Source organism: Acidisphaera sp. L21, assembly GCF_009765685.1.
In the GTDB taxonomy this organism is placed as follows: Bacteria; Pseudomonadota; Alphaproteobacteria; order Acetobacterales; family Acetobacteraceae; genus LMUY01.
In genome coordinates, this window is the sequence record NZ_LMUY01000151.1 from 184,108 (window position 1) to 210,502 (window position 26,395).

Annotated in this window: 24 protein-coding genes; 10 read left to right on the top strand and 14 right to left on the bottom strand. The window is 67.7% G+C overall.

Going from position 1 to position 26,395, the window contains the following annotated elements; genetic code table 11:
• The 7 genes from GSQ76_RS29350 to flhA all read left to right on the top strand — a co-directional run.
• Nucleotides 1-618, top strand: a 618-nt coding sequence (locus GSQ76_RS29350) for a flagellar hook assembly protein FlgD (protein WP_158747620.1), incomplete at its 5' end; no start/stop codon positions are given.
• Nucleotides 619-752: 134 nt separating this feature from the next.
• Nucleotides 753-2,423 (top strand): flagellar basal-body MS-ring/collar protein FliF, encoded by a 1,671-nt coding sequence (gene fliF / locus GSQ76_RS29355; protein ID WP_158747621.1) that lies wholly within the window; start codon nt 753-755, stop codon nt 2,421-2,423.
• Nucleotides 2,424-2,426: 3 nt separating this feature from the next.
• Nucleotides 2,427-3,440 (top strand): flagellar motor switch protein FliG, encoded by a 1,014-nt coding sequence (gene fliG, locus GSQ76_RS29360; RefSeq protein WP_158747622.1) that lies wholly within the window; start codon nt 2,427-2,429, stop codon nt 3,438-3,440.
• Entirely contained in the window at nt 3,441-4,106 is a 666-nt protein-coding gene (locus GSQ76_RS29365; RefSeq protein ID WP_158747623.1) for a FliH/SctL family protein, read from the top strand.
• On the top strand, nt 4,099-4,413 hold the full coding sequence (fliN, locus tag GSQ76_RS29370; protein ID WP_158747624.1) for a flagellar motor switch protein FliN: 315 nt from the start codon (nt 4,099-4,101) through the stop codon (nt 4,411-4,413). The genes GSQ76_RS29365 and fliN overlap by 8 nt, the downstream gene beginning before the upstream one ends.
• A 71-nt stretch (nt 4,414-4,484) precedes the next feature.
• A complete protein-coding gene (locus tag GSQ76_RS29375) occupies nt 4,485-5,825 on the top strand; it encodes a sigma-54 dependent transcriptional regulator (RefSeq protein ID WP_158747661.1) in 1,341 nt (446 codons plus the stop codon).
• Between the two features lie 8 nt (nt 5,826-5,833).
• Entirely contained in the window at nt 5,834-7,900 is a 2,067-nt protein-coding gene (gene flhA / locus GSQ76_RS29380) for a flagellar biosynthesis protein FlhA (RefSeq protein WP_158747625.1), read from the top strand.
• A 48-nt stretch (nt 7,901-7,948) separates the two neighbouring features.
• Here flhA and trxA read toward each other — a convergent pair whose 3' ends face one another.
• The 5 genes from trxA to tsaE are packed head-to-tail and all read right to left on the bottom strand — an operon-like array spanning nt 7,949 to nt 15,825.
• Nucleotides 7,949-8,275, bottom strand: coding sequence for a thioredoxin TrxA (gene trxA, locus GSQ76_RS29385; RefSeq protein WP_158747626.1), 327 nt, complete (start codon nt 8,273-8,275; stop codon nt 7,949-7,951).
• The gene (gene addA / locus GSQ76_RS29390) at nt 8,272-11,724 is read right to left on the bottom strand and encodes a double-strand break repair helicase AddA (protein WP_158747627.1); all 3,453 of its coding nucleotides are present in this window, start codon (nt 11,722-11,724) and stop codon (nt 8,272-8,274) included. The genes trxA and addA overlap by 4 nt, the downstream gene beginning before the upstream one ends.
• The gene (addB, locus tag GSQ76_RS29395) at nt 11,721-14,648 is read right to left on the bottom strand and encodes a double-strand break repair protein AddB (protein ID WP_158747628.1); all 2,928 of its coding nucleotides are present in this window, start codon (nt 14,646-14,648) and stop codon (nt 11,721-11,723) included. Before addB ends, addA begins: the two co-directional genes overlap by 4 nt.
• Nucleotides 14,645-15,379, bottom strand: a complete 735-nt coding sequence (locus GSQ76_RS29400) for a nucleotidyltransferase family protein (protein WP_254070702.1) — start codon at nt 15,377-15,379, stop codon at nt 14,645-14,647. The genes addB and GSQ76_RS29400 overlap by 4 nt, the downstream gene beginning before the upstream one ends.
• A complete protein-coding gene (tsaE, locus tag GSQ76_RS29405) occupies nt 15,376-15,825 on the bottom strand; it encodes a tRNA (adenosine(37)-N6)-threonylcarbamoyltransferase complex ATPase subunit type 1 TsaE (protein ID WP_158747630.1) in 450 nt (149 codons plus the stop codon). The genes GSQ76_RS29400 and tsaE overlap by 4 nt, the downstream gene beginning before the upstream one ends.
• An 82-nt stretch (nt 15,826-15,907) precedes the next feature.
• Between tsaE and GSQ76_RS29410 the strand changes: the two genes are divergently transcribed.
• Both GSQ76_RS29410 and GSQ76_RS29415 read left to right on the top strand, forming a co-directional pair.
• Nucleotides 15,908-16,921 (top strand): NAD(P)/FAD-dependent oxidoreductase, encoded by a 1,014-nt coding sequence (locus GSQ76_RS29410; RefSeq protein WP_158747631.1) that lies wholly within the window; start codon nt 15,908-15,910, stop codon nt 16,919-16,921.
• 62 nt (nt 16,922-16,983) lie between these two features.
• Nucleotides 16,984-17,628 (top strand): ATP-dependent Clp protease proteolytic subunit, encoded by a 645-nt coding sequence (locus GSQ76_RS29415; RefSeq protein WP_158747632.1) that lies wholly within the window; start codon nt 16,984-16,986, stop codon nt 17,626-17,628.
• 38 nt (nt 17,629-17,666) lie between these two features.
• Here the strand turns inward: GSQ76_RS29415 and GSQ76_RS29420 are convergent, their stop codons facing one another.
• From GSQ76_RS29420 to GSQ76_RS29450, 7 genes are all read right to left on the bottom strand, one after another.
• A complete protein-coding gene (locus GSQ76_RS29420) occupies nt 17,667-17,804 on the bottom strand; it encodes a hypothetical protein (RefSeq protein ID WP_158747633.1) in 138 nt (45 codons plus the stop codon).
• Complete coding sequence (locus GSQ76_RS29425) at nt 17,797-18,534, bottom strand: GDSL-type esterase/lipase family protein (protein WP_158747634.1); 738 nt, start codon at nt 18,532-18,534, stop codon at nt 17,797-17,799. The genes GSQ76_RS29420 and GSQ76_RS29425 overlap by 8 nt, the downstream gene beginning before the upstream one ends.
• A 5-nt stretch (nt 18,535-18,539) precedes the next feature.
• Nucleotides 18,540-19,229: an alginate O-acetyltransferase AlgF gene (locus GSQ76_RS29430; protein WP_158747635.1), complete on the bottom strand. Its 690-nt coding sequence runs from the start codon at nt 19,227-19,229 to the stop codon at nt 18,540-18,542.
• Between the two features lie 82 nt (nt 19,230-19,311).
• Nucleotides 19,312-20,478: an AI-2E family transporter gene (locus GSQ76_RS29435; RefSeq protein ID WP_158747636.1), complete on the bottom strand. Its 1,167-nt coding sequence runs from the start codon at nt 20,476-20,478 to the stop codon at nt 19,312-19,314.
• A gap of 61 nt (nt 20,479-20,539) precedes the next feature.
• Nucleotides 20,540-21,031, bottom strand: coding sequence for a glutathione peroxidase (locus GSQ76_RS29440; protein ID WP_158747637.1), 492 nt, complete (start codon nt 21,029-21,031; stop codon nt 20,540-20,542).
• A gap of 8 nt (nt 21,032-21,039) precedes the next feature.
• Nucleotides 21,040-22,704: a stimulus-sensing domain-containing protein gene (locus GSQ76_RS29445; RefSeq protein WP_408837476.1), complete on the bottom strand. Its 1,665-nt coding sequence runs from the start codon at nt 22,702-22,704 to the stop codon at nt 21,040-21,042.
• On the bottom strand, nt 22,705-23,406 hold the full coding sequence (locus tag GSQ76_RS29450; RefSeq protein WP_158747638.1) for a response regulator transcription factor: 702 nt from the start codon (nt 23,404-23,406) through the stop codon (nt 22,705-22,707). It abuts the gene before it with no gap.
• A gap of 77 nt (nt 23,407-23,483) precedes the next feature.
• Here GSQ76_RS29450 and GSQ76_RS29455 point away from each other — a divergent pair, with 77 nt between their 5' ends.
• Entirely contained in the window at nt 23,484-24,176 is a 693-nt protein-coding gene (locus tag GSQ76_RS29455; protein ID WP_158747639.1) for a HugZ family protein, read from the top strand.
• Between the two features lie 2 nt (nt 24,177-24,178).
• Here GSQ76_RS29455 and GSQ76_RS29460 read toward each other — a convergent pair whose 3' ends face one another.
• Both GSQ76_RS29460 and GSQ76_RS29465 read right to left on the bottom strand, forming a co-directional pair.
• Nucleotides 24,179-25,480: a DUF5666 domain-containing protein gene (locus GSQ76_RS29460; protein WP_158747640.1), complete on the bottom strand. Its 1,302-nt coding sequence runs from the start codon at nt 25,478-25,480 to the stop codon at nt 24,179-24,181.
• Nucleotides 25,477-26,292, bottom strand: a complete 816-nt coding sequence (locus GSQ76_RS29465; protein ID WP_158747641.1) for a DUF6502 family protein — start codon at nt 26,290-26,292, stop codon at nt 25,477-25,479. Before GSQ76_RS29465 ends, GSQ76_RS29460 begins: the two co-directional genes overlap by 4 nt.
• Between the last annotated feature and the right edge of the window lie 103 nt (nt 26,293-26,395).

Below are 26,395 nucleotides of genomic sequence, written 5' to 3' on the forward strand. Positions count from 1 at the left end.
CTCAGCAGCAACTTCACCAGCTTCCTGAACCTGCTGCTGACGCAGTTGCAGAACCAGGACCCGTCCGCGCCGATGGACACCAACACCTTCACCTCCGAACTCGTGCAGTTCAGCAGCGTGGAACAGCAGATCACCACCAACTCCAGCCTCACCAGCCTTATCCAGGCGACGCAAGGCAGCGAGGTGATCCAGGCGACGGGCGTGGTGGGCAAGACGGTAACGGTCGACAGCACCCAGATGGCGCTGCAGAACGGCACCGGGTCGCTGAACTACACGACCACCGCCGCCGAGCCGGTCGACATCACCATCACCAACAGCTCCGGCGTGAAGGTGAAGGAGGTGTCGGCCACCTCCAGCGCCGGGTCCAATAGCTATACCTGGGACGGCACCGACAGCAGCGGCACGAAGCTGGCAGACGGGGTGTATACCGTGGCGATCAACGGCACACCCACGGGCGGAACGACGGCGGCGGTGCCGTTCACCGTCACGGGCACGGCGACCGGGGTCACCAACGCCAACGGGGCGGTCACCCTGCAGATGGGCGCGCTGTCGGTCGACTTCAGCAAGGTGGAATCCGTCGGGTCCAGCGCCACAACGACGGCCACCACCAGCAACTAGACTCTCGTCAAGGCTTGATCCGCGGGAGCGGGCGGCACCCGGCAAAATTTGCCGCCCATTAATCTCCCAGTAACTGCGCCGGGTCCAAGTTCGTCCTGCGGCAAAACGCCGCCGGGACAGGTGGGCTCGTACGCATGACGGCGTTGCTAGAAAGCTTCAAGGCGCTTGGCGTTGGCCGGTTGATCGCGATGGCCGCGGTGGCTGGCGCGATGCTGCTGATCCTGGCATTCCTCGCCCTGCGGGGCGGCGGCGGCGACCATATGGCCCTGCTATATGCCGATATGGACCTGCGCGAGGCATCCCAGGTCACCGATTCCCTGACCAAGGCGCATATCAACTTCGAAGTTGGGCCGGACGGCACCCGCGTCTCCGTTCCTTCCGGCGACGTGCCGCGGGCCCGGCTGCTGCTGGCCAAGGATGGCCTGCCTTCCGGTGGCTCGATCGGCTACGAAATCTTCGACCGCGGCGACAGCCTGACGGCCAGCCAGTTCCAGCAGGCGATCAGCCAGACGCGCGCAATGGAGGGCGAACTGGTGCGCTCCATCCGGATGATCTCCGGCGTGCGGGGCGCCCGCGTCCACCTGGTGCTGCCGAAGCGGGAGCCGTTTGCCCGCGACCGGCAGGAGGCGCAGGCCAGCGTCGTGCTAACCATGGCCGGCGCCGCCCGGATGGACCGGGAGGGTATCCAGTCCATCCTGAACCTGGTTGCCTCCGCCGTGCCGGGCCTGCGCCCGCAGAATATCGGTATCATCGACAGCCGCGGCAATCTGCTGGCCCGTGCCGGGGACCCGCAGGGCGGCGCCGCCGGGGCGGCCGCGACGGAAGTGCGGGTGGCAACCGAACAGCGCTTGTCCCGCTCGGTCGAGGACATGCTGGAGCGGAGCCTGGGTCCAGGCCGGGTGCGGGTCGAAACCTCCGTCGAGATGAACTACGACCAGGTCCACGAGACCCAGGAAAAGTTCGACCCCGACCAGAAGGTCGAGCGGTCGACCCAGAACAACACCACGTCCAACAAAACGACCGAGACGACGCCCACCAACGTGAGCGTGTCCAACAACCTGCCCAATGCCGATGCCGGCGCCAACCCGGCCGGCAGCCAGGAGCAGCGTTCCGAAGAGACGACGAATTACGAGATTGGCAAGACCACCCGCACCGTGGTGCGCGACCAGCCGCTGGTCAGCCGCATCAGCCTGGCGGTGATGGTGGACCAGGTGGCGGTGAAGGGTGCGGACGGCAACGTCACTTGGCAGGATCGCACACCGGACGAGCTGAACCGCATCGGCGCCCTGGCCCGCAGCGCCGTCGGCTTCGACGAGAAGCGTGGCGACAAGGTGGAAGTGGTGAGCCTGCGCTTCGCCGATACCGACACGCAGACCGACGTCGCGCCGAAGCCGACCGTGCTGGGCATGCAGGTGGACAAGTCGGACCTGATGAAGCTGGGCCAGACCGCCCTGCTGGCCGTGGTCGCCCTGCTGGCGCTGATCTTCGTGCTGCGGCCGATGGTGATGCGTCTGACCACGAACCAGGCGTTGCTGACCGACGGCACCGGCGCCACGACCACCGCCGGCGGGTTGATCCTGGCCGGACCCGGCGGTCGTGCCATCGCCGTGGCGGGCGGCGCAACTGGCGCCTTGGCGATTGCCGGGCCGGAAGGTGCCAATGACGACGAGAGCATGGTGAGCCTCGGCAATGTCGAGGGCACGATCAAGGCGTCCTCGCTGCGGCACGTCGCCGACCTGGTCGAAAAGCACCCCGAAGAAAGCCTGGCCGTCATGCGCGGTTGGATGGTGAAGGAGGCAAGCTGAGCCATGCGTTCACCAGAAGACGAAAGCGGGTTCACCGGCGCGCAGAAGGCCGCCGTGCTGATGCTGGCGCTGGGCGAGGAACAGTCGACGCGGCTGTTCAGCATGATGCACGAGGACGAGATCAAGGAAGTCTCGTCCGCCATGTCGCAACTGGGCAGCGTCCGCGCCGAGTTGGTGGAGCGGCTATGCGTCGAGTTCGGCGAGAGCATGGGCGGGCTGGGCCACCTGGTCGGCAGCTATGAAAGCACCGAACGGCTGCTGCAGCGCGCCCTGCCCCGCGACCGTGCGGCGCAGATCATGGACGAAATCCGCGGCCCGGCCGGCCGCACCATGTGGGACAAGCTGGGAAACGTGCACGAGGCGGTGCTCGCAAACTACCTGAAGAACGAATACCCGCAGACCGTCGCGGTCGTGCTGTCCAAGATCCGCCCCGACCACGCCGCCCGCGTGCTGACGCTGCTGCCCGATAGTTTCTCCATCGAGGTGGTCATGCGGATGCTGCGGATGGAAAGCGTGCAGAAGGACGTGCTGGCCGGTGTGGAACGCACGCTGCGCGCCGAGTTCATGTCCAACCTCGCCCGCTCGACCCGGCGTGATGCGCACGAGATGATGGCCGAGATCTTCAACAACCTGGATCGCGCCAGCGAGACGCGGTTCGTCGCGGCACTGGAAGAACGCAACCGCGAGTCGGCTGAGCGGATCAAGGCGCTGATGTTCACCTTCGACGACCTGGGCCGCTTGTCCCCGGTGGCGGTGCAGGGCCTGCTGCGCGCCGTGGAGAAGGACAAGCTGCCGCTGGCGCTGAAGGGCGCGTCCGAAAGCCTGCGCGAATTGTTCTTCAAGAACCTGTCCGAGCGCGCGGGCAAGATGCTGCGGGACGACATCGAAGGGCTGGGCCCCGTCAAGCTGCGCGACGTGGACGATGCGCAGGCCGCCATCGTCGTGCTGGCCAAGGAACTGGCCGCCAACGGCACGATCGAGATCGGCGAAGGCAAGGACGAGGAGCTGGTGTATTAAATGTCAGACTACCGCTCCTCTCATAGGCCAAACCTACTTGGCGTGTTGTATGCCGAGGATTTCGACGATGACGGCACCGGGCGGGTTCAAGACGAGCCAGAATCCGGGCCCGAGCCGGAAATCATCGAGCCGACGTTCAGCGTGGCCGAAATGGAGGCAGCGCGGGCGGAGGCCCGCGCCGAGGGGCGGGCAGAGATGGAGCGCAGCCTGGCGGCGACGCGCACCCACATGCTGGGCCTGCTGGCGACCGGCATGGCGGATGGCCGGGCCGGTGCGCACGCCGCCGCGCTGGAGACCGCGGACGCCGTGGTCAAGTGCATGATGAGCATGATGGTCACGTGTCTGCCGGCGCTGTGCGAACGCTTTGGCGATGCAGAGGTACAGGCGCTGTGCCGCACGATCCTGCCGGGCCTGGTGGATGAGGCGAAAATCGTCGTGCGCATCAACCCGGAGATGATGGGCACGATGGAGGCCGAATTGGCCGAATTGGATTTTGAACTGGCGGAGCGGATTCATCTGCTTCCGACGGAGGCGATGCAGCAAGGCGACGTGCGGATCAGTTGGGGCGATGGCTCCGTGATCCGCGACGCACGACGCGCACGCAGACTGGTTGAGGACGCACTGGCCCAAATGGGCCTGCTGCAACAGGAGATGGCCGATGCCTGATCATATGGACCTGATGGAATTGTCGGACAGCGGCTCGGGCGCCGCTTCGCCCCGTGCCATCCGGGATTTGGAGGCGGTGTACGACATCCCCGTCACCGTGAGCGCCGTGTTGGGCAAGGCCACCATGCAGGTGAGCCAGTTGCTGAAGCTGGGACGTGGCGCCGTGGTGGAACTGGACCGCAAGCTGGGCGAGGCGATCGACATCTACGTCAACAATCGCCTGGTGGCACGTGGTGAGGTGGTGATGGTCGACGACAACCGCCTTGGCGTGACGATGACGGAAATCGTCAAGGCAGACCGGGCCTAACGCAGACCGGGCCTAACGCAGACCGGGCTTTAGACGGCCGGGCATAAGGATGCACGATGAGTAACGCTGGAATGAGGGTCCTGCTAATCGGTGCGCTATCGGGCGAGCTGGCCAAGGCCGCCCGCATGGCCATCGCGCGTGGCGCCAAGCTGGAACAGGTGGACGGAATCGAACCCGCCCTGGCCCGGCTGCGCAACGACGCCCGCGTCGACCTGGTGCTATGCGAGATTAGCCACGACGTCGGTGCGCTGGTCCGCGCACTGGCGGCGGAGCGGATGGCGTTGCCAGTCGTCGCGTGCGGGTTGGACTCCGATGCCCCCGCCGCGGTGCGCGCCATCCGCGACGGGGCGCGGGAGTTCCTGCCACTGCCGGCCGACCCGGACCTGATCGCCGCCATCCTGGAAGCCGCCAGCGGTGAGACCGGGCATACGCTGATCGCGCGGGACCCGACGATGCTGGCCTGCCTGCGCCGGGCCGAACAGGTCGCGGGCGCCGAGGCATCGGTGCTGATCACGGGTGAGAGCGGCACCGGCAAGGAAGTGCTGGCCCGTCACATTCATCGCAAATCACGCCGGGCCAACGGGCCGTTCGTGGCATTGAATTGCGCGGCCATTCCGGAAAACCTTTTGGAATCCGAGCTATTCGGCCACGAGAAGGGCGCGTTCAGCGGCGCCGCCGCACGCCGCATCGGCAAGTTCGAAGCCGCGGATGGTGGCACGCTGCTGCTGGATGAAATCAGCGAGATGGACATCCGCCTGCAGGCCAAACTGCTGCGCGCGATCCAGGAGCGGGAGATCGACCGCGTTGGCGGCACTGGCCCGGTGAAGGTCAACGTCCGCATCCTCGCCACCAGCAACCGCGACATGATGGCCGACTGCACGGCCGGTCGCTTCCGTGAAGACCTGTATTTTCGTTTGAACGTCGTCAGCCTGCGCATTCCGGCGCTGCGGGAACGGCGTGGAGATATTGCACCGTTGGCCGACCATTACGCACGCCATTATGCCGAGGTGAATGGCCTGCCGCCGCGGCCAATCTCCGCAGCGGCGCACACACGGCTGACCAACCATGGCTGGCGCGGCAATGTGCGCGAGCTGGAAAACACCATGCATCGCGCCGTGCTGCTGTCGCTCGGCGACGAGATCGATGCGGTGGAACTGTCTGGTGAGGCCGGCGCCTCCGCCGCAGCGTCCTCCGCACCGGCGGGCTTCATGCAAGGTGGCGTAGCCGGGCTGGTGGGCCGCACAATGGATGATGTGGAGCGGGATCTGATCCTGCAGACACTCAACCACACGCTGGGCAACCGGACGCATGCGGCAACGATCCTGGGCATTTCGATCCGGGCGCTGCGTAACAAGCTGCGGGATTACTCGGCCGCCGGGCTTGAAGTCACGCCACCCGGCATGGCGGCTTAGGCTCGTCTATGTTCCCACAACTCCAGGGCCTGCTGAAGAAATACTCGCCGGGCACGGATGTCGGACTGGCGCTCGGCATGGTCATGCTGCTGGCGGTGCTGGTCATCCCGCTGCCGACCATGCTGCTGGATATGGGGCTGGCGATTTCGATCACGGCATCGGTCCTGGTGTTGATGGTGGCGCTGTTCCTCAAGCGCCCGCTGGATTTCACATCGTTCCCCACGCTGCTGCTGTTGACCACGCTGCTGCGGCTGTCGCTGAACGTGGCGACGACAAGGCTTATCCTAAGTCATGGCAGTGAGGGTACATTGGCCGCCGGGCACGTGGTGGCAGCATTCGGCGGCTTCCTGATGGGCGGCGACGTCGTCATCGGTGTGATCCTGTTCTGCATCCTGCTGGTGGTGAACTTCATGGTCATCACCAAAGGCTCCGGCCGTATCGCGGAAGTGGCGGCCCGGTTCAGCTTGGACGCGATGCCCGGCAAGCAGATGGCAATCGACGCCGATCTATCCTCCGGCCTGATCAACGAGACGAAGGCCAAGCTCCGCCGCAAGGAGTTGGAGGAGGAGAGCGGCTTCTACGGCGCCATGGACGGTGCGGCGAAGTTCGTGCGCGGCGACGCGATCGCCGGGTTGCTCATCACCAGCATCAACGTGTTCGGCGGCTTCGCGATCGGGCTGATCCGCCATGGCATGCCGTTCGCGGACGCTGCCGCCACCTTCACCACCCTTTCCATCGGCGACGGCCTAGTCTCGCAGATCCCGGCACTGCTGGTATCGACCGCCGCCGGTATCGTGGTGACCAAGGGCGGGATGGAGGGTGCCGCCGACACCGTGCTGATCCGCCAGTTAGCCGGCAACCCGAAGCCGCTCGCCATGGCGTCCGGCGCCGCCGCGGTGCTTGCATTGATGCCGGGTCTGCCGATGATCCCGTTCCTGGCGCTGTCGATTGGTGCGGCAGGCGGCGCGTATCTGCGGTGGAAGAACCCACCGCCTCTCCCCGCCGAGGACGTCGTCGCCGTGACACCCATCCCTTCCGGCGAACCGCCGATCGCCGACGCGCTGCGGATGGACATGATCCGGCTGGAACTCGGCTACGGCCTGCTGGCCCTGGCTGGCGGCGACGCCCCGCGGCTGACGGAGCAGATCAAGGGCCTGCGCAGAGCCATCGCGGCCGAGATGGGGTTCGTGCTGCCCCCCGTCCGCATCCAGGACAATGTGCAATTGGGCGCCGACGTCTACTCGATCCGGATCAAGGAGATCGAGGCCGGACGGGGCGAGTTGCGGCCGACCCAGGTGTTGGTGATGGACCCGAATGGCGGCATCCCGCCCTTCCCCGGCGAACGCACGATCGAGCCGACATTCGGCCTGCCTGCGATGTGGGTGGAACCCGGCCGGCGGGACGAGGCGATGGCGCGCGGCTGCACCGTGGTTGACCCGCCCTCCGTCCTGACCACGCACATCACCGAAGTGGTGCGCGACAGCATGGCCGAGCTACTATCCTACTCCGAAACGCAGAAGTTGATGGACGAGCTGCCGCGGGAGCAGCAGAAGCTGGTGGCCGATCTGGTGCCCTCGCAAATCAGCGTCGGCGGGGTTCAGCGGGTGTTGCAGGCCCTGCTGGCCGAACGTGTGTCGATCCGCGACCTGCCAACCATTCTGGAAGGGATTGCCGAGATCTGCGGCGGCCATACCCGCCCGGCTGGGATGATCGTGGCCCATGTCCGCGCTCGGCTGGCGCGACAGATCAGCGACAGTCACACCGGCCCGGCCGGCTATATCCCGCTGGTGACGCTGTCGCCGGAGTGGGAACTGGCCTTCGCCGAAAGCCTCGTCGGGCCGCCGGAGGACCGCCAACTGGCGATGGCCCCGTCCAAGCTCGGCGAGTTCATGAACCGCCTGCGCGCCTCGTTCGACGCGGCGCAGGCAATCGGTGAGATGCCGGTGCTGCTGTCGTCCGGTGGGGTGCGGGCGCATCTGCGCGCGGTCGTGGAGCGCATTCGCCCGTCCACCCCCGTGCTGGCCCAGGCGGAAATCTTCCCTCGCGCCCGTATCCGGACGGTCGGCACGATATAAAAAGCCTCCCTCCCAAGTCAGGAGGAGGGCTTTTTAGGCGTCAGATGCTTAAAGCGCGCCCTGGACCCAGGCCTTGAGCTGGCTCTTCGGCAGCGCGCCAACCTTCGTGTCCGCAGGCTTGCCGTTCTTGAACAAGATCAGCGTCGGAATCCCGCGTACGGCGTAGTTGGAAGGCGTCATCGGATTGTCGTCGATATTGACCTTGGCAATGGTTAGCTTGCCCTTCATCTCCGCCGCGATTTCCTCAAGCGCCGGGCCGATCATCTTGCAGGGACCGCACCATTCGGCCCAAAAATCCACCAGGACGGGGCCTTCGGCATCCAGGACATCCGCCTTGAATGTCTGGTCGCTGACGGCGATCGTGTTCTCGCTCATACAATCTCTCCTGCGCTTCGGCTCTGGAAATGGGCGTTGTGAAGCGATGGATCAAGCTCGCCCGGCGTGTGCGAGTCGAGCAAGCGCCCAGGCAGCGCCATCACGGCGGCGGAACGGGTCCACACCAGTCGGCATTCGACGGTCCGGCCGGGGAAGATAGCGGCGACAAGCGCGCGGTAGGCCGCCATTTGGCGCAAATACAGCACCGGCGTATCCTCTGGCCGGGCGGGGGCATCGCGATTGGTCTTGTAGTCTGCCAGCAGCACGCGTTCGGGCAACACAGCCATGCGATCCACGATGCCCGACACGACGGCGCCGCCGACCAGGCCGGACAATGGCTGCTCCGCCCGGCCATGCGGGCCAAACAGGGGCGCCAGGTCTGGATGGTCGATGATGCCAGTGATTTCCGGCAGCAACCCGGCCGGCGCACCTGCTGCAGCAAGATAGGTCGCGATCGCAGCGTCGCGCCCGGCTGGCGGTAGCGCCGGGGCGTGTTGCAGCAGGTGATGGATCAGGCTGCCACGCTGCAACGCCCCGCCATCGCCAGCGCGGGGGGATGCCGCATGCGGCACCGGCCCCAACCCGGCGTCTGCCGGGCGGCTGGGCGCCAGCGGCACGGGGCGCGCTGGCTCGGTGGGGGCGGCGTGGGGCAACCAGTCGGGCGGCCCACCAACCCAGCGGGGTAGCGGCAGGCGCTCCACTGGCGCGGTCAGCTTCGCCTGGCGCGGGGGGGCGGTTTGGGTGGTTTCATGCACCAGACTCGTACCATCCCAAGGCTCGGCGATGTCCGCGAGGGATTGTTCCACCGGGGCTAGGCCCAGCATGCCGCGACGAACGGCGTTGTACCAGCTTTCTTCCGGCACGGTGCGCCTTGTCTCCCAACCGCAGACCAACAAGCGATCCTCCGCCCGGGTGAGTGCGACGTAGAGCAGCCGGTTATATTCCTCGATCCGGGCCTGTTTGGCCGTGGCCTTCAGCCGGTCCACCGCGGCGCACCGCAGTTCGGAGCGGGGCGACCACAGGGGAACGTCGCCATCCCAGACCAGCCCGCCACCATCCGGCGGCATCGAGGTTGTGTCCGGCAGGATCACCAGCGGCGCTTGCAGGCCCTTGGCACCATGCACGGTCATCACCCGAACGGACCGCCCGGCCTCCTCCGCCTGGCGCTTCACCTCAGCGCCGGACTGGCGCAGCCAGTGCAGAAATCCCTGCAGCGAGGGCGGGTGGCTGCTGGCATGGCTCATCGCCGCACCCAGCAATTCGTCTAGCGGCTCGGCCGCCTCCGGCCCCAGCCGCCGCAGCAGCCGTGCCCGGCTGCCCAGCGGCCCCAGCGCCTCCACCAGCAGCGCGTGCGGGGTAACGTAGTCGACGCGAGCCAACAGCGCCTCGATGAACGCGGTGGCGCGCTCCCATTCCGGCCGCTCCCCCCGGCGGCGGCGCAAGGCGGACCACAGCGAGCCGGGGCGCCCGATCGCCAACGCCATCAGGTCGTCGTCATTCAGTTCGCCCAGCGGGCTGGTGAGCACGCAGGCCAGCGACAGATCATCCTCCGGCAGCAGCAGCGTGTCGCACAGCGCCAGCAGATCCTGCACGGCAGGCTGGTCGGTCAGATATAGCCGGTCCAGCCCGGCGACGGCGACGCCCAGCCCCTTCAGCCGTCGCACCAGGGCGCGGGCAAAATCGTCGCGTCGGCGGACGAGGATCAGGATGTCCCCCGCCTCCACCGCACGGCCGCGGCTGGGCAGTTGGGTGCGGCCGATTTGGGCGGCGATCCATTGCGCGAGGGCCTCTGCCAGGCGTTGCGGCGCTGTGGTCAGCCCGTGATTGCGGTCGGCGACGGCCCAGGGCTCTGGCGGCTCCTGCGGCGGCAACGGCACCAGCGGCCACAGTTCCACCAGCCCGGCATGCCCGGCGCGATCCGCCTCGTGCTTCAACGTATCGCCGGGTGCCACGACGCCGATGTGGGCTAGGTCGTCGGCGAACACCTGGTCCACCAGTGCCAGCACCGCGGATGTGGAGCGAAACGAGACGTCCAGCACGGTGTCGCGGAACACGCCACCTGAGTCATTCACGCTCTGTCGCATGAGCCCGCGCCAGCGGTCGAACTCCGCCGGGTCGGCCCCCTGGAAGGAGTAGATGGACTGCTTGCGATCCCCCACCGCGAACACGGTGCGGGCGCCTTCCTCCGGCGCTTCGGTGGCGAAGAACTCGGCGGTCAATGCGCCGGCGATTTGCCATTGCTGGGGGGCGGTATCCTGCACCTCGTCCAGCAGCAGATGATCCAGGCCGCCATCCAGCTTGAACAGCACCCAGGCGGTGCCGGGGTCCAACAGCAGGTTGGAGGTGCGGGTGATGAGGTCGTCGTAATCCAGCAGGCCGGCCAGTTGCTTGCGACGCTCGAATCCGGCCAGCACGGGGGCCGCCAGGGTCAGCAGGGCGTCGGTGGCGGCGGCGACTTTCAGGGCGCGACGGTCATCTTCCACGGCCGCCGCCCGCTCGGCCTCGGCCACGCAGGCGGCGGCCAGGGCGGGGTCGGACTTGGCCCATTTGCCTTTGCAGAACGCACCGGCCTTGCGGGCAAGGCCCTCCTTCGTCAGCAGGATGGAAAGCCATTCGTCCCAGTGTTCGATCCGCAGCGCTGGCGGCAGGTTCAGCCAGCCGAACATGCGCTCGGCCAATTCCCGCTCGCTGGCGGTGCCGTTCGTTTTCAGCTGGCCGACCACGGCGCGCAACTCCGCGTCGTCCCATGCCACGGCCGCCTGCACCAGCCCGGCATCGTCGCCGGATACGCCCAGGGCGCGTTGCAGCCGGGCCAGGCGGGCCGGGTTTAGCAGCAACGGGCGAAGCTTCGCCGCCTTCGGCCGCAGATCCGATACGAGGCGACCAAAACCTTGGTCCGACACCAGACCGGCGATCACGGACAGCGCTGCCGGGTCGGCAGTGGCCATCGCGTCCTCGCGCGCACCCTGCAATTCGGCGTTGCCGTCCGCATCCTCCAGCAGCCGGAAATGTGGGGCGAGCGCGGCCTCCAGCGGGAAGCGGCGCAGCAGGGATTGGCAGAAGGCGTGGATCGTGCTGATCCGCATGCCGCCCGGTAAATCCAGCACCTTGGCGAATAGCTCCGGCGCCAGCTTCATCCTCTCGGCATCGGGCACGATGCCTCGCGAGATCAGAGCCTCGCGCAATTCTGCCTCCGGCAGTGTCACCCATTCGCCCAGGATGCGTTGCAGCCGCAGCGCCATTTCCGCCGCCGCCGCCTTGGTGAAGGTGAGGCAGAGGATGCGCTCCGGCTTCGCCCCCTGCAGCATCAGGCGCAGTAGCCGATCGATCAGCAGCTTGGTCTTGCCCGACCCGGCGGACGCCGCAACGAACGCCGACACCCGGGGGTCCGACGCACCCTGCTGCAGGTTGGTCGCCCGGGCGGAGGCGGGGGAGACGGGCGCGTTCACTCCCCCTCCTCCAGCGCCGCCCACTCCGCCACCCGGGCAAGCTGGGTGTAGTCGGAGAAGCGGGGTGCCTGGCCGGGATGCGGCTGGGACAGATACGGATGGTCCGGGTTGTCGAAGGTCGCGACCAGCGAGGTGAGATTCGACCGCGCCATCGCCACTTCGTCGGAGATCTTGTCCGCATCCTGCTTGAACAGGCTGGCGATCTCCCCGGGCACGAAACCTCCGGTGAGGTGCCAGTAGGTGAGTTCGACAGCGCGGCCGACCACTTCGTCCCCGAACGCGCCATCGGCGGCCATCGCCGCCTCCAGCAGCAATTGCGGCGCCAGCCCAGCCAGCACGTCGCGGGCAGACGGCGGGGTTCCGGTTTTGTAGTCCAGGATGGCGATACTGCCGTCGAACCGGCGCTCGATCCGGTCGGCGCGGCCCTTCAGGCTGAAGGGAAGCGGCGTGCGTAGCGGCCAGTCGCCGCTTTTTTCGGATGCGATGTGCGCCAGCCCGGCACCCAGCCGCCGGTCCCGCTCCGCCCCTGCCAGCCAGGTGGCGATGCGGCGCAAACGGGGCCGCCACCAGGCCGCGAGGGCCGGGCGCAGGAACTGGTTGTCCAGCGCGGCGTCCATTGCGGCGACCAGCCGGGTTTCGGCATTGGCGGGGAAGTTGGTGCCGACCTCGCGCAGGAAGGCGTGGACGGCGGCGTGCACGACCGTGCCGTAATCCGCCGCGTCCGCCGGTTCTTCCAGCAGGGGCAGCGCCTGCAGGTTCAGGATGCGGCGGGCATAGATCGCGTATGGGTCGCGCAGCCAGGTCTCGATTTCCGTCACGCGCAGGATGCGGGGGCGGTGTTCCAGCGCCGGCCGGGGCGCAGGCGGTGCCAAACGCGGCGGCGCACCGTTCGGCTGGTCCAGTTGGCGGGCCCAAAGTGCAGCAGGGTGTTCGGGCAGCGATTGCCCGGCGCCGCGCAGCATCGCGTCCAGCCGCTGCAGCCACCGTGCGGGAACCGCTGGCGCGCCATCCCGGCGCAGCGGACAGGAGAAGACGACCTCCGGCGCGGCACAGGCGGTCATCACCCAGTCATGCGCCATCTGGCCGACCGCTTCCTCCGGCGAGGGCAGCTTGGCGGCGGCGCGCATCGGCCGGCTCATCCACGGGCCAGGATCGGAGGCAGCGGGCCACATCGTCTCCGCCAATCCGCCCAGCACCAGCACATCGGCGCGTTGCAGCCGGGCCTCCAACAGGCCCCAGATGAACACGCGCGGATGTTCCACCCCGTCGCGGCCGCGCAGGGCACGCCGGCTGCGTACCGCGACCCCCGCGATCGCGGCATCCAGCAAGCCTGGCAGGGTGCCCGGGGGCTGAACGGGCAATACCTCCAACGCCGGCAGCAACTCGCCCAACAGGGCGGCAAGCGCCTGCCCGTCCTCGCCGGACCATAGGCGGCGGGGACCGGCCTCGTCGGGCGTGCTGGCCAAGGCTTCGGCGGCGGCGATCAGCGCGGTCAGTGCCTCGACCGGGCTTGCGCCGTCCGATGCGGCGATTTCCAGCAACGGGGCAAGGCAGGTTTCGAGCCGATCGATGAAGGCGTGCGTCGACTTGGCCACGCCGCGCAGCCCGGCAATGCCAGCTTGGGGCGCCGGGCCGCGCAGGCCTTCCCGCTCCAATGCGCGGGCGGCGGCGCGGCAGTCGGCGGGGGATAGACCTGCGGCGGCGAGCGGATGCTTCAGCAGCGCCAGCAGGGGGACGGGGCGCAGGCCGTTCGCCACCGCCTCCGCCAACAGGCGCAAGAAGACGGCGGGGGGAGTGGCGGCCAGGGTCTCTCCGGCGCTGTCATCGGCGACGATGCCGAACCGGCCCAACTCCACTGCGACCCGTCCGGCCAGGTCGCGATCCGGCGTCACCAGCGCAGCGCGGCGGTCCGGCATCTCCAGCGCGCCGCGCAGGATGAGGGCGATGGCCAACGCCTCCTCCTGCTGGTCGGCTGGGGCCAGGCGGGACAGGCCGGTGGGCTCGGCGGGCAGGGCGTCCCGCCAAACGGCGAGTGCGGGGGCAGGCAGCAACGCGCGGTGCAGCAGCGTGGTGCGGCCGGCAGGGGCAGCGTCGGCCGCGAGTTGCGGCTGCACATCGCCCCTGGTCGCGCCAAGCCGTGTCAGAAGGCGGCGCAGCCCGGCCTGGGGGTGGCTGTCTTCCAACGTCGTCCAGGATTCGTCTGGCAGATCCAGATCCAGCCCGGGAAGCACGACCTCACCCCGCGGCAGCCCGGCGACCACACGAAGCAGACGTGCCACCGCGGGAATGCCGCCAGTGGTGCCGGCTGCCAGCACGCGGGTGGTCGGTGGGTTCTCCGTCCACGAGGCGGCCTGCGCGTCCAGCAGCGCCACCTGGCGGGCGGCGGGGTTCATCTGCCCGTTGGCGGCCAGGAAGTCGGGCCAGGCGCGGGTGACGATGCGCAGGAATTCAAGCGTGATGCCCCAATGGGTGGCGTAATCCTCCGCCGCCAGGCCCGGCAGCACCTCGGCTAGGTCGATCTCCGCCCGCTCCGCCTCATCCATCAGCGCCGCAAGTTCCACGGCCAGCGGCCAGGCGTGATCGGCGGTGGCGGGGGCGCCGAACCGGCCGTCCAGCGCCATTACCAGCCGAGTCAAATGCGCCAGCCGCACGGGGGCGGGCACGGCGGGGGCCAACGTCAACGCGCCAGACAGCGCCAAAGGCGCTTCGTCCAGCGCACCCACCGCGGCAATCCGGGGCAGCAGCAGGGGGCGGCCGTTGGTTTGGGCGAGAAACGCCTCCGCCAGGGCGCGGGCGGCGCGGCGGGTCGGCAGCAGGATCAGCCCGTCCGCCACCGCCAGGGGATCATCCCCGGCCCGTGCCAGCCACTCCGCTGCCAGCGCGTCCAGGAACGCCTGATGCGGCGCGATCGTCCGCAGGTTCACCTGGTTTCGCCGGTCTCGTTCGCGTGCAGGGCGATTTCCGCCTCGGACAGGTCCTGCGGGCGCGACAGATGGAACCACAGCCCGTCATGCACCACAGCCCGGATGCGGCCAGCCTGGATCGCCCGGTCCCACACCACGTTGGTGCTGAACGGCGGCGGCGGCGGGTTGGCGAACAGCGCCGGGGTGGCCAGTTGCAGCCCGGCATAGATATAGGGTGCGACCTCCCGCTCCCGCCGGCGACGGGGCTTGCCCCAAGGGTCGACGCTGAAATCACCGCGCCCGACTTCGCCATGTACTTGGAAGGCGCGGTGCACCAGCAAAAGGCTGTCCAGTTCCGCCGAATCGAACTCCGCCGCCATGCGCAACAGCGTCGGGGCCGGGCCATCCATCCAGAAGCTGTCGCCGTTGACGACGTAGAATGGCGCATTCTCCAAGGCACCACTCGCCAGCGCGGCCGCGACGGAGCCGCCGGTTTCCAGCAGCGTCGCCTCCGGCTGCAGCACGATTTCTGGCCCGGTCTTGCGCCGGGCGAGGTGGCGCTGCACCAGTTCCGCCTGCCAATGCGTGTTCACCACCACGCGGGATACGCCCACGGCATGTAGCCGGTCGATCGCGTGATCCAGCAGGGTGCGACCACCCAGGGGCAGCAGAGGCTTGGCCGTCCGCTCCGTCAGCGGGCGCATGCGGGTGCCGAGGCCGGCCGCTAGCACCATCGCTTGGGTGATGCTCAAATCCGCTCCGCCCAGCCGCTGATCACCGCGTGGCGCGCATCCCCGCCATTGGCGGACAGCACGATGGACAGCGCATCGCCGGGTCGCAACACGCCCAACCGGTCGGCCCATTCCACGATGACGATCCCCTCTCGCGCCTCGTCCCAGCCTAGTTCCACCACCCCGCCAGGGCCATCCAGCCGCCACAGGTCGAAATGGCTCAACCGGCCGGCCTGCGTGTCGTATTCCTGCACCAGCGTGTATGACGGGCTGGGCACATCCAGCGCCGGGTCACCGGCGGCGGCGCGGATCAACGCGCGGGCCAGGGCGGATTTGCCCGCGCCCAGCGGCCCGTCCAGCAGCACCGCATCCCCAGGGCGAAGCATGGCGGCAATGCGCTCGCCCAACGCCTCGGTTGCGCACAGGTCGGGCAAATGCAGGCGCGAGGCCGTTTCGGTGGCGGGCATGGGCGCTGTTTAGCCGGGCTTCGCCGGGCTCGCCAGCGGCCAATGCTTGCGCGACGGAAAACCGGCGCTAGGGTCCCGGTCTATGGGTGAGATCATCGAGACGGATGTGGCGATCATCGGGGCCGGGCCAGTCGGCCTGTTCGCGGCGTTCGAGTGTGGGATGCTGAAGCTGCGGTCGGTGCTGATCGACGCGCTGGCGGAGGTGGGCGGCCAATGCTCCGCCCTGTATCCGGAGAAGCCGATCTACGACATCCCCGCCCACCCGGCGATCGCCGCCGGGCACCTGATCGCGCAGTTGGAGCAGCAGATCGCTCCGTTCGCCCCGCCGCGCCTGCTGGGGCGCCGGGTCGAACGGCTGGAGGGTTCGTCCGGCGCGTTCGTGCTGGGCACCGACAGGGGCGACACCGTGCATGCCCGCACCGTCCTGCTGGCCGCAGGCGCCGGGGCGTTCGGCCCCAATCGCCCTCCGCTGGAGGGACTGACCGCCTTCGAGGACAGCGGCGCCGTGCAATACCTGGTGCGCCGCCGCGACGACTACGCCGGCAAGCGCGTGGTGATCGCCGGCGGCGGGGACAGCGCGGTCGACTGGGCGCTGTCGCTGAAGGGCATCGCGGCCAAGGTCTACGTCGTGCATCGCCGCCCGAAATTCCGGGCCGCGCCCGAAACTGCCGCCCAACTGGACGCCGCGGCCGAGCGGGGGGAGATCGAACTTGTCATTCCCTACCAACTGCACGGCTTGCATGGCGACGGTGGGGCGATGAGCGGCGTGGAGGTGGCGCATATCGACGGCTCCACCAAGCTCCTGGAGGCTGACCGGTTGCTGCCGTTCTTCGGCCTTTCCATGGATCTCGGCCCGATCGCCGGCTGGGGGCTGGATCTGGAGCGCCACCACGTCCAGGTAAACCCGGCCACCTGCCAGACCAGCGTGCCCGGCGTGTTCGCCATCGGCGACGTCGCGACCTATCCTGGCAAACTGAAGCTGATCCTGCAGGGGTTCAGCGAGGCGGCGATGGCCGCCCACGCCATCCACCCCATCGTGCATCCCGACACCGCGTTGCACTTCGAATATTCCACCAGCAAAGGCGTTCCAGCCTAAAGCCTGGTGAAATTCTCGCCCATCCATCCCATGTTTCGGCCTACCGGCCCGCAGGAGACAGCATGATCCGACTAGACGAAGAGCCCGATAGCCCCGACGTTCCTGAGCCGCTGGGCCCGGACACGAAGGAGCCGGGCGACAACCGCACGCTCAATTCGCCGATCAACGAGCTGGAAAGCCGGCTGTTCAAGCAGCGCAAGGTCCTGATCTTTGGCGCGATCAACGACAAGCTGGCGCGCGATGTGACCGGCCGCCTTTTGGCCCTGGCCAGCGAGGGCACCGACCCGATCGACGTCTACATCAACTCGCCCGGCGGCCACGTCGAGAGCGGCGACACCATCCATGACATGATCCGCTTCGTGGATGCCGAGGTGAAGGTGCGCGTGATTGGCACTGGCTGGGTGGCCAGCGCCGGGGCGCTGATCTTCATCGCCGGCAAGAAGGAAAACCGGTTGTGCCTGCCGAACACCCGCTTCCTGCTGCACCAGCCGATGGGCGGCGTGCGCGGCCCCGCGACCGATATCGGGATCGAAGCGCGTGAGATCGTGAAGATGCGCGAGCGTCTGAACCGCGAAATCGCGCTGGAAACCGGCCAAACCTACGAGAAGGTCGCGCTGGACACCGACCGCAACTACTGGATGAGCGCCGAGGAAGCGATCGCCTACGGTCTGGTGAGCCGCATCGTTAGCAGCGCCAAAGAGTTCTGAGGCGAAGCGCCCGCGCATCCTCATGCGCGGGCGTCCTTTTAGCGGGTGCTGGTTATCCCGCCGAACGCGGAATAGACGCCATTCAGGCGCACATGCGCGCTGCCGGGCTCGTTATCGCCGCCATCGGCACAGCCTGCGAGCAGCAGCAGAACCACCAACCACTTCACATCAATCACCCATCAGCTTCTTGATCTCCGGCTCCAATGCCGAGGCATAGAGGGCATAGCCGACCGGGGTGAGGTGCAGCAAATCGAACGAGACCTCGTTCGACAACTGCCCGGATGCGTTCACCAGGTTGCGGCCGACATCGATGTAGAACGTCGTTTGATTATCCGCACATTTGGCAATCAACTCGTTCGTCTTGGTGTTGACCGTGCGCAGCGGCTCCCACGGGCCGGCCCCGCGGGGCAGGATGCCGACGATCAGCACCTTCGTGCTGGGCGATTTGGTGTGGATGAAACGCACGATTTCCGCCACGCCCAGCGAGAGGTTTTCCGGCGTGGAATTGGTCCATTGCGTGTTGTTGGTGCCGATCAGTAGCACCACCACCTTGGGACGCATCGCGCTCCATTCCCGCGGCAAACGCTCCAGCACACCCTGGGTCACGTCGCCGATCACGCCCAGCAGCACGGGGGAGCGTGTGCCGTAGAATTGGCTGAAGATCCCCGGGTCCCAGCCAGCGGTGATGGAATCGCCGATGAACACCAATTGCTTGGTCGCGAGACCCAGGCTGGGAACCTTGGCATCCAGCGCCGCCACCTGGTCGCGCCAGAGCTGCACGTCCACAGGCGCGCCGACCGCTTCGGACGGCATCGGGTTGCGGCGAGGAATGGCCGGGCAATCGCCGGCGGCCCAGGCCGGTGCGGCCACCACCATGGCGGCGGCGGCCAGTAGCAGGCTGCGCATGCGGCTCAACTGCGCGGCGGGGCGATGGTGTCGCGCGCCATGAAACTGGTGATCTGTGTGCCCATCCGCATCATCCATACACTGTAGAGCCCACCTGCATCCAACTGGCCGAGGCTGAGCGGCGCAGCCCTGCCCCCGCCACAGGCCGCGGTGACCGTCGCCGCCACCGGGTTGATCGAGCGTGCTTGCACGCTGTCAGGCGGCATGTTGGCGAAAACCGGCCGTCCCGAACCCTCCGCCAGTGACCCGGCGGTGCAATCCTCGGTCGCGTTGTAGAAGGTCAGGCGGGCCTTCAACTGGTTATACTCAGGCTTGTCAGCCACGATCGCGGCGGTGACGGCATCGCCCTTCTGGTGCAGCACGACGGTGATGAACGTGCCGGATTTCGGCGCGAAGGTGGCGGTGGCGGTCTTGCCACCCTCCGTCACCTGCATCGACACCGTCTTGCCGCCTGCGCTTCCCGCGACGAAATACGGCGAGATTCGATTGGCGCCATCGGCACCCAGATCCACCTTGCCGGCGAAATCCGTCTGCACACTCGCGGCGGCCGGCAGGGCGCTGGCCAGGCGAACGTAGACCGTGCCCTCCGGCAGGCGCTGCGCATAGAGCAGGATTTGCGCCTTCGCGCCGCCCACGAACCCCATCAGGGCGAGCGCGGCGAGGGGCATACGGGATAGGCAGCGTGGTGATATCACGATCGGGAATCCCCGGCTTGTCGATGCAATGGACCTTATCGGCGCATACTAGGGCAGGCAAATGGCAGCATTTCGTTAATGCTCAGCCCATTTCCCCGTGCGGCTTGTCGGCCCCCAACATGTGACCCACCGCGTGCAACCCCGGCAGGCGGTCGCACACGATCTTCGCCACGGCGAGCAGCGGCACCGACAGCAGTGCGCCGGGTACACCCCACAACCAGTCCCAAAAGAACAGCGACACGATGACCAGCACCGGGTTCAGCGTCAGCCGCCGGGCCAGCAGCATGGGGGTGATCGTCTCCCCCTCCAGCACGTGGATGGCGAGGTAGATGCCGGCGGGGACGAAAGCGAATAGCGGGTTGCTGAATGCGAAGATGCCGACGGCGAAGAACAGCACCACGCCGGTCATCGGCCCGATGATCGGCACATAGTTCAACAGGAATGCGATCGTGCCAAAGAGCAGTGGATCCGACATGCCGAGCAACCAAACCGACAGCCCGTTCAGCACACCAACCAGCACGTTCATCATGGTGATCGTGGCGAGATAGCCGGCAACGTTCTCCTCGATCTCTGAAGCGATCTCCACCGCGCGCTTCTTATCCTCCAGCGTCGGCAGCACCTCGACCAGCCGGCGCAGCAGGCTGTCGCCAGCCGACAGGAAGAAGAACAGCAGCAGCAGGATGGTGAAGCCGTCGCCCAGCATGGTCTTCACGCCACTGAGCACCGAGCCGCCAAACGACGTAAGGCTGGAGACGCTGGGGGCGCCGCCCGATGGCCCATGCTCGTCGGGCGGGGCGCCGCCCATCAGCGTGTTCAGCTTCTGATAGCCCTGCTGGGCGTAGTTGATCGGCTCCTGCAGGAAGCTCAGCTTCTGCTCCAGCTTCGGCAGCGCCTGGGGCGCCTGGCCGATCCAATAGCTGGCCGGGACCGAGACTGCCGCCCCCACACCGCCAACCAGCACGAAAAGCCCCAGGATCAGCAGCAGCGCCGCCAGGGCCCGCGGCAAGTGCGCTCGCTTGGTCAGGATGCGCATCAGCGGCGACAACAAGAGATACAGCACGATTGCGAGCACGAATGGCAGCAGGATGGAGGAGGCGAAATACAGCGTGTACAGCACCGCCAGGATCGCCAGGGTACCGAGCGCCTTCGCGCCGGGCCGGCTGGGGGCACGCATCTCCTCCCGCGCCGCGGCCAGATGCTCCTTTTCGCCGCCCGTGCCTGGGCCCGGCGCGCGTTCCGTCACATCCATGTCGGCGAACTTCCTTGCTTATGCCACCTCAACGCAGCGGCGGCCGCTTTGGTGACAGAGGCTAGGCCGCCTGTGCAAGTGCCGCCGCCACCGCATCCGCCATCGCCTGCGGCTTGGTGGAGGGCGGGTAGCGGCCAATCACTCGGCCGTCGCGGCCGACCAGGAACTTGGTGAAGTTCCACTTGATGCCAGAGGTGCCAAGGAAGCCGGTCTTCTCCCGCTTCAGCCACTGAAACAGCGGGTCTGCCTGGCCGCCATTCACGTCGATCTTCGCCATCACGGGGAAGGTCACGTCGTATTTGGTGCTGCAGAAGCTGGCGATCTGCTCCGCCGTGCCGGGCTCCTGCCCGCCGAACTGGTTGCAGGGGAAGCCCAGCACCACCAACCCGGCGTCCCCATATTGCCGCCACAATGCCTCCAGCCCCTCATATTGCGGGGTGAAGCCGCATTTCGACGCCGTATTGACGATCACCAGAACCTTGCCGCGATAGGCGTCGAGCGTTTGCGCACCCCCGTCCGAAGTCCGGACGGTCAGGTCGTATAGGCTGGTCATGCGGTTTCTTACCCCTTCGGCAATTGCAGCACGAACCGCGCGCCGAGCACGCGGCCCGTGTCGTCGCGCCGGTTTTCGGCTGCGATCTGGCCCTTCAACGCTTCCACGATCTGCTTGCTGATCGACAGACCCAGGCCGGAATGCTGGCCGAACCGCTCACCCTGCGGCCGCTCGGTGTAGAAGCGGTCGAACACGTGTTCCAGCTTGGCGTCGGGCATGCCGGGGCCTTCGTCATCGACGCTCACCTCGACCATCGGCCCAGCCTCCCGCGCGCGCAACACGACGCGACCGCCCGCGGGGCTGAAGCTGTTGGCATTGCCGATCAGGTTACGCAGCACCTGGACCAGTCGGTCTTCCACCGCCTGCACCATCATCGGGCCGTCCGGTGCATCAACCTCCAGCCGCACGCCCCCATCGGGCCGCGTCGCCTCGTCGATCTCGGCCAGAAGGCGCAGGATGCCGACAACGTCGATCGCGGTCGGCTCCGCCCGGCTCAGTTCGGCATCCACGCGGCTGGCGTCGCTGATGTCGCTGATCAGCCGATCCAGCCGCACCACGTCCTCGCCGATGATCGCCAGCAACCGTCGTTGGGCCGCAGCGTCCTCGACCCGGCGCAATGTCTCGATCGCGCTACGAATACTGCTCAACGGGTTCTTGATCTCGTGCGCCACGTCGGCGGCGAACCGCTCGGTCGCGTCCATACGGGACCACAGCGCCTCCGAGCTATCGCGCAGGGCATGCGCCAACTCGCCGATTTCGTCGGTGCGGCGCAGAAGGGTCGGCGGCACGGCGCCCGCCCGGCCATGCCCCTCCCGCATGTCGCGCGCTGCCTGGCTCAGCCGCAGGATCGGGCGGGCGATGGTGAGCGACAGATACCAGGACAGCATCACCGTCAGCACCAGGGCGATGACGAACAGGCCCAGGATGGACATGCGGATGGCGACCAGGCTGTCATCCACCTCGCGCGCATCGCGGGTCAGTTGCACGATGCCGACGGTGTGGCGGTTGCGCGTCACTGGCTCGGCCACCGTCACCAGCAAGCGGTTATCGGCAGTACGCCTTATATAAGGTGGTGTCTCCCGCCCCTGGTCGGACGAATTGAGCTTAAGTTCCGCCTTTACGTCCGGTTGCCAATCCGGCCCGGCGGCCGACGGCCCAGTCTGGACGGTGGCGATTTCCTGGCCGTGCGGCACGAAGGACAGCAGCCGGTCATAGATCGCGCCCACCGTTCCCTCGAACGGGCCGCGATCGGCGACGGGCGGCAGCGGCTGCGTGTTGATCGCGCCACCGACACCCTCTCGCACCCGGCTATCGGCGATCACCTGGCCGTCGGCGCTGTACAGCTTCGCCTGGCTATTCGGGGTCGGGTCGGTCAACCGCCGCAGCAGCGGGCGGGCAATGTCGGGAACCAGTTGCGGATTTTCCGGATCGGTTTCCCGCACAGCGCTTTCGCCCAGCGCGCCGGCATAGATGCGAGCCTGCTCCCGTAGCGACGTCACCTCGTTTTCCAACAGCCCGTTCTGATACTGGTCGAGGTACAGCAGGGCCGCCACCAGCAGCGCCAGCGGCAGCGCGTTGACCAGCAGGATTCGGCGCAGCAACGGCGGCAACCATCGCCGCTGCACGGTTTGCGGGCGGGCGACGGACGGCGGCAATACGCCGATGTCGGGCAATTAGACCTCCTTGTAGCGATACCCTATGCCGTACAACGTTTCGATGTGGTCGAAGCTGTCCTCGCCGGCGCGAAACTTCTTGCGCACGCGCTTGATGTGGCTGTCGATGGTGCGGTCATCGACGTAGATGTTCTCGCCATAGGCGGCGTCGATCAGTTGGTCACGGGACTTGACCATGCCGGGCCGCGCCGCCAGCGCCTTCACCAGCAGAAACTCCGTCACCGTCAACTGGATGTCGTGACCTTTCCAGGTGCATTGATGCTTGGTCTCGTCCAGCGTCAGGTCGCCGCGGGTCATCACCCCGCCGGGTGCGGCGCCCGAGCCCTCGGCCCGGCTGCTCTCGTTCCGGCGTAGCAGGGCGCGGATGCGCTCGATCAGCAGGCGCTGGCTGAACGGCTTGGTGATGTAGTCGTCCGCACCCAGGCGCAGGCCCATCAACTGGTCGACTTCCTCGTCTTTCGAGGTGAGGAAGATCACTGGCATGCTGGACCGTTGGCGCAGGCGCTGCAGCAGTTCCATCCCGTCCATCCGCGGCATCTTGATGTCCAGCACCGCCAGATCGGCCGGCTTCGTGGTGAGCCCCTGCAAGGCGCTCTCCCCATCCGTAAAGGTGCGGACCTGAAATCCCTCCGCCTCCAACGTCATGCTGACGGAGGTGAGAATGTTGCGGTCATCGTCAACCAAGGCGATCGTATGCTTCATGGGGCGTAAGCCTCTACGGACGTGCAGCAGGATCGCAGCCGATTATGGCGCAAAACGGACCGGACGGAGAACACAGAATGGCAAACTCACCCGATCGGCAGACGATTGTGTGGAATGCCCGGTGTTTACTGCGGTCTGCCCGGTCGGCCACCTTGGCGACGGCGGAGGACGGGCAGCCCTATGCCGCCCTCGTCACCCCCGCCCCGGCGCCGGATTTGTCGCTGCTGATGCTGCTGTCCGGCCTGTCGACGCATACGAAGCATCTGACCCTGGACGGTTGCTGCGCGCTGATGGTGATGGGCGACCCCGATGGCGCCAACCCCCAAACCGCGCCACGCCTGACGGTGACCGGCCTTGCCGAGCCCGAGCCTGACCCGGCGATGAAGGCCCGCTGGGTCGCCCGCCACCCTTATGCGGCGTTCTACGCAGATCTGGGCGATTTCCGTCTGCTGCGGGTGCGCCCAACAGGCGGCCATTTCATCGGCGGCTTCGCCAGCGCCCATCGCCTGACCGCCGCCGAACTCACGCCCGATCCCGACGCAGTCGGCGCGGTGCTGGCGGCGGAGGAGTCGATCCTCACCCACGTCAATGCCGACCATGCCGACGCGCTTGCCCGCATCGCCGGCAGTCCGGGGTGGCGCATGGCGGCGGTCGACGTCGATGGCTGCGATCTGGTGCGAGAGGATGTCGTGCACCGCGTCGCCTGGTCCGCCCCCGTGGCCGATGCCGGCGGCGTGCGGAACGAACTGGTGCGCCTGGCCCGGGTGTAAGCCTACCGCCGGCCGGGGCCTTGCCCGCCGAAACCACCACCATATCCACCGCCGCCAAACCCGCTGGCGCCTTGCCCGCCGGTTTGGCCGCCCCCCGCTGGTCCACCATTGTCCTGGCCAGACGAATCCGGGGAGGAGAAACGCGGCCCAAACCCAGCCCGATTTCCACGGCCGCGTTGCCCCCCACCGACACCATCGCGGCCCGCGCCGTCCGGCCGGTTGAAGCCGGCGCCACCGGGCGTCGGCGCTGGGGCAAAACCGCGCCCGAACCCACCGAACCCGGCGCCGCCACCGCTCATTTGGAGCCCTCGCGTGGCCAGCCCGCCCTCGGGCCGCCGACTAAACCTGGCGATGCCGCGACCCCGTGTATCCGCGCCATAGCCGCCGCCGGACACGAATTCGTGGTTGATCAGGTATCCGCCCACCGCCCCGGCGACGAAGCCCTCCACCACGAAGTTGGACACTTGCGGCCCGAAATAGGCGGCTGGGCTTTCATCCGCGATATCCCGCGCGACGCTATCGGCCATCAACACGCTGCCCTGCATCACGCCCGTTACCACCACGGGGAAACCGCTCGGCAGGTTAACCCCCGCCGGCAGCATCACCGCCTGGGCGCCGACCCGCGCCGTGCCGTAGATCAGGGTCAGTTCGCCACGCAGCAGCACCGGCCCGGACGGCGCCGGGTCGATCCGCGTGGCGAGGATGATCCCGCCGGGTTGGCGCAACCCGCTGACGGCGACGAATTGGCCGGGCTGCGCGACCGTGCCACCGCCGGCGGAATCGCCCACCAGAACCTGCTGGCCAGCCACGATCATCATCCCGTCATGGTTGGATTGCACCGGGCCGATGACGGCGTGGCGCACCACGATCTCCCGCGCCAGCAGGGCACCGGCGCGGCCTGCGGCCTCCATCGCCACCACCTGCCCGGCGCGCAGATCGTCTACGCTGGCGGCCTTGCCGTCGATCCGCGCAGTGGTCGTGTCGGGCAGCGCCACCTCCTCCCCCGCCACGCACACGCTGGCGAAGCCGGTGATGACGCCGATGATACCGGTGCCGCCGATCCCGCGATCCGCTGTTTGCAAATCGGGGGCAGCAAGGCGGGGTGCACCAGTCCCACCGATGCCGCGATCGGCCGTTTTGACGCCAGTGGCACCGATCCCGCGATCGGCGATCGGGCGCGCGCCATCCGGCCCCACCCGGCATGCTGTCGGGCCAGACGCGACCGCGGCCGGCATTGGCGGCGGCGCACTAGGGGTGCTGCACCCCACCAGTGCAACCAGGCAGAGCCACCCGGCGCGGTTCATTCCGGCGTCTCGTCCTCGGCCAACAGGTAGACGCCGAAATTCACCCGGCGGGTCGCCGTGCCCGCCGGCGCGTCGGTGGCTAGGCGCATGGCGTGGCGATTGACCTCCAGCAGCACTTTCTGCGCCGACTCGCGGGCCAGCTTCTCCAACTCCGCTGCTGCTTCGGGCGTCAGGCGGTCGTAATGCACGGTGCGATCCACGAACGGGGCTGCACCGTCTGCCAATACGTTGGCACTAGCGGCGGCGATGTGGTCGTGCAGGTTGCGGGCGAAATAGAACAACTGCTCCTCCCGCCCCGGCTGCGGCAGGAACGCTGCCGCCGACAGATGCACCCGATCCTGGGCGTCCACCGTGATGATGCCCTGGCTCATCCAATCATCCAGCACGGACCGCGGGCGGACATCGCGCGTTACCGCGGTCACCAGCCGCTCGAAGCTGGGCGCCGCGGGGTCATCGGAGACACGCGGCAGCGCCAGCGGCACGCCGGTGCCGTCGGTGAAGCCGGGTGCACCCAGCCACGTGCTGATCAACTGTCCGTTGCGGGTAACCAGCAGCGGCGGCGGCTCGTCGATCGGCAGCGTGCGCTGGCGGCGGATCTCCTTGCGATGCACGCCCGTCATCAGGCTGACCCGGCTATCGGTGCGGTTATCGTCGCCCAACTCCTCGCCTGCCACTTCCACATACAGGGCGCGCAACAGGTCGGCGGCTGCCGGGAAGGTGACGCCACACCGGATCAGCAGCCGCACCAGCGGGCGCAACAACCGACGCATTGGGGCCAGCATCGTCTCGGGCGCGGGTCGCGCAGTCGGCATGGGATTGGGAACGCTCCAGCAAAGGCAGGACCTGACCGTAACACGGGGATCGTGGGAAAGAACCCCACGCCAACCTTGACGTGGGAAAACTTCCCACGTTTAA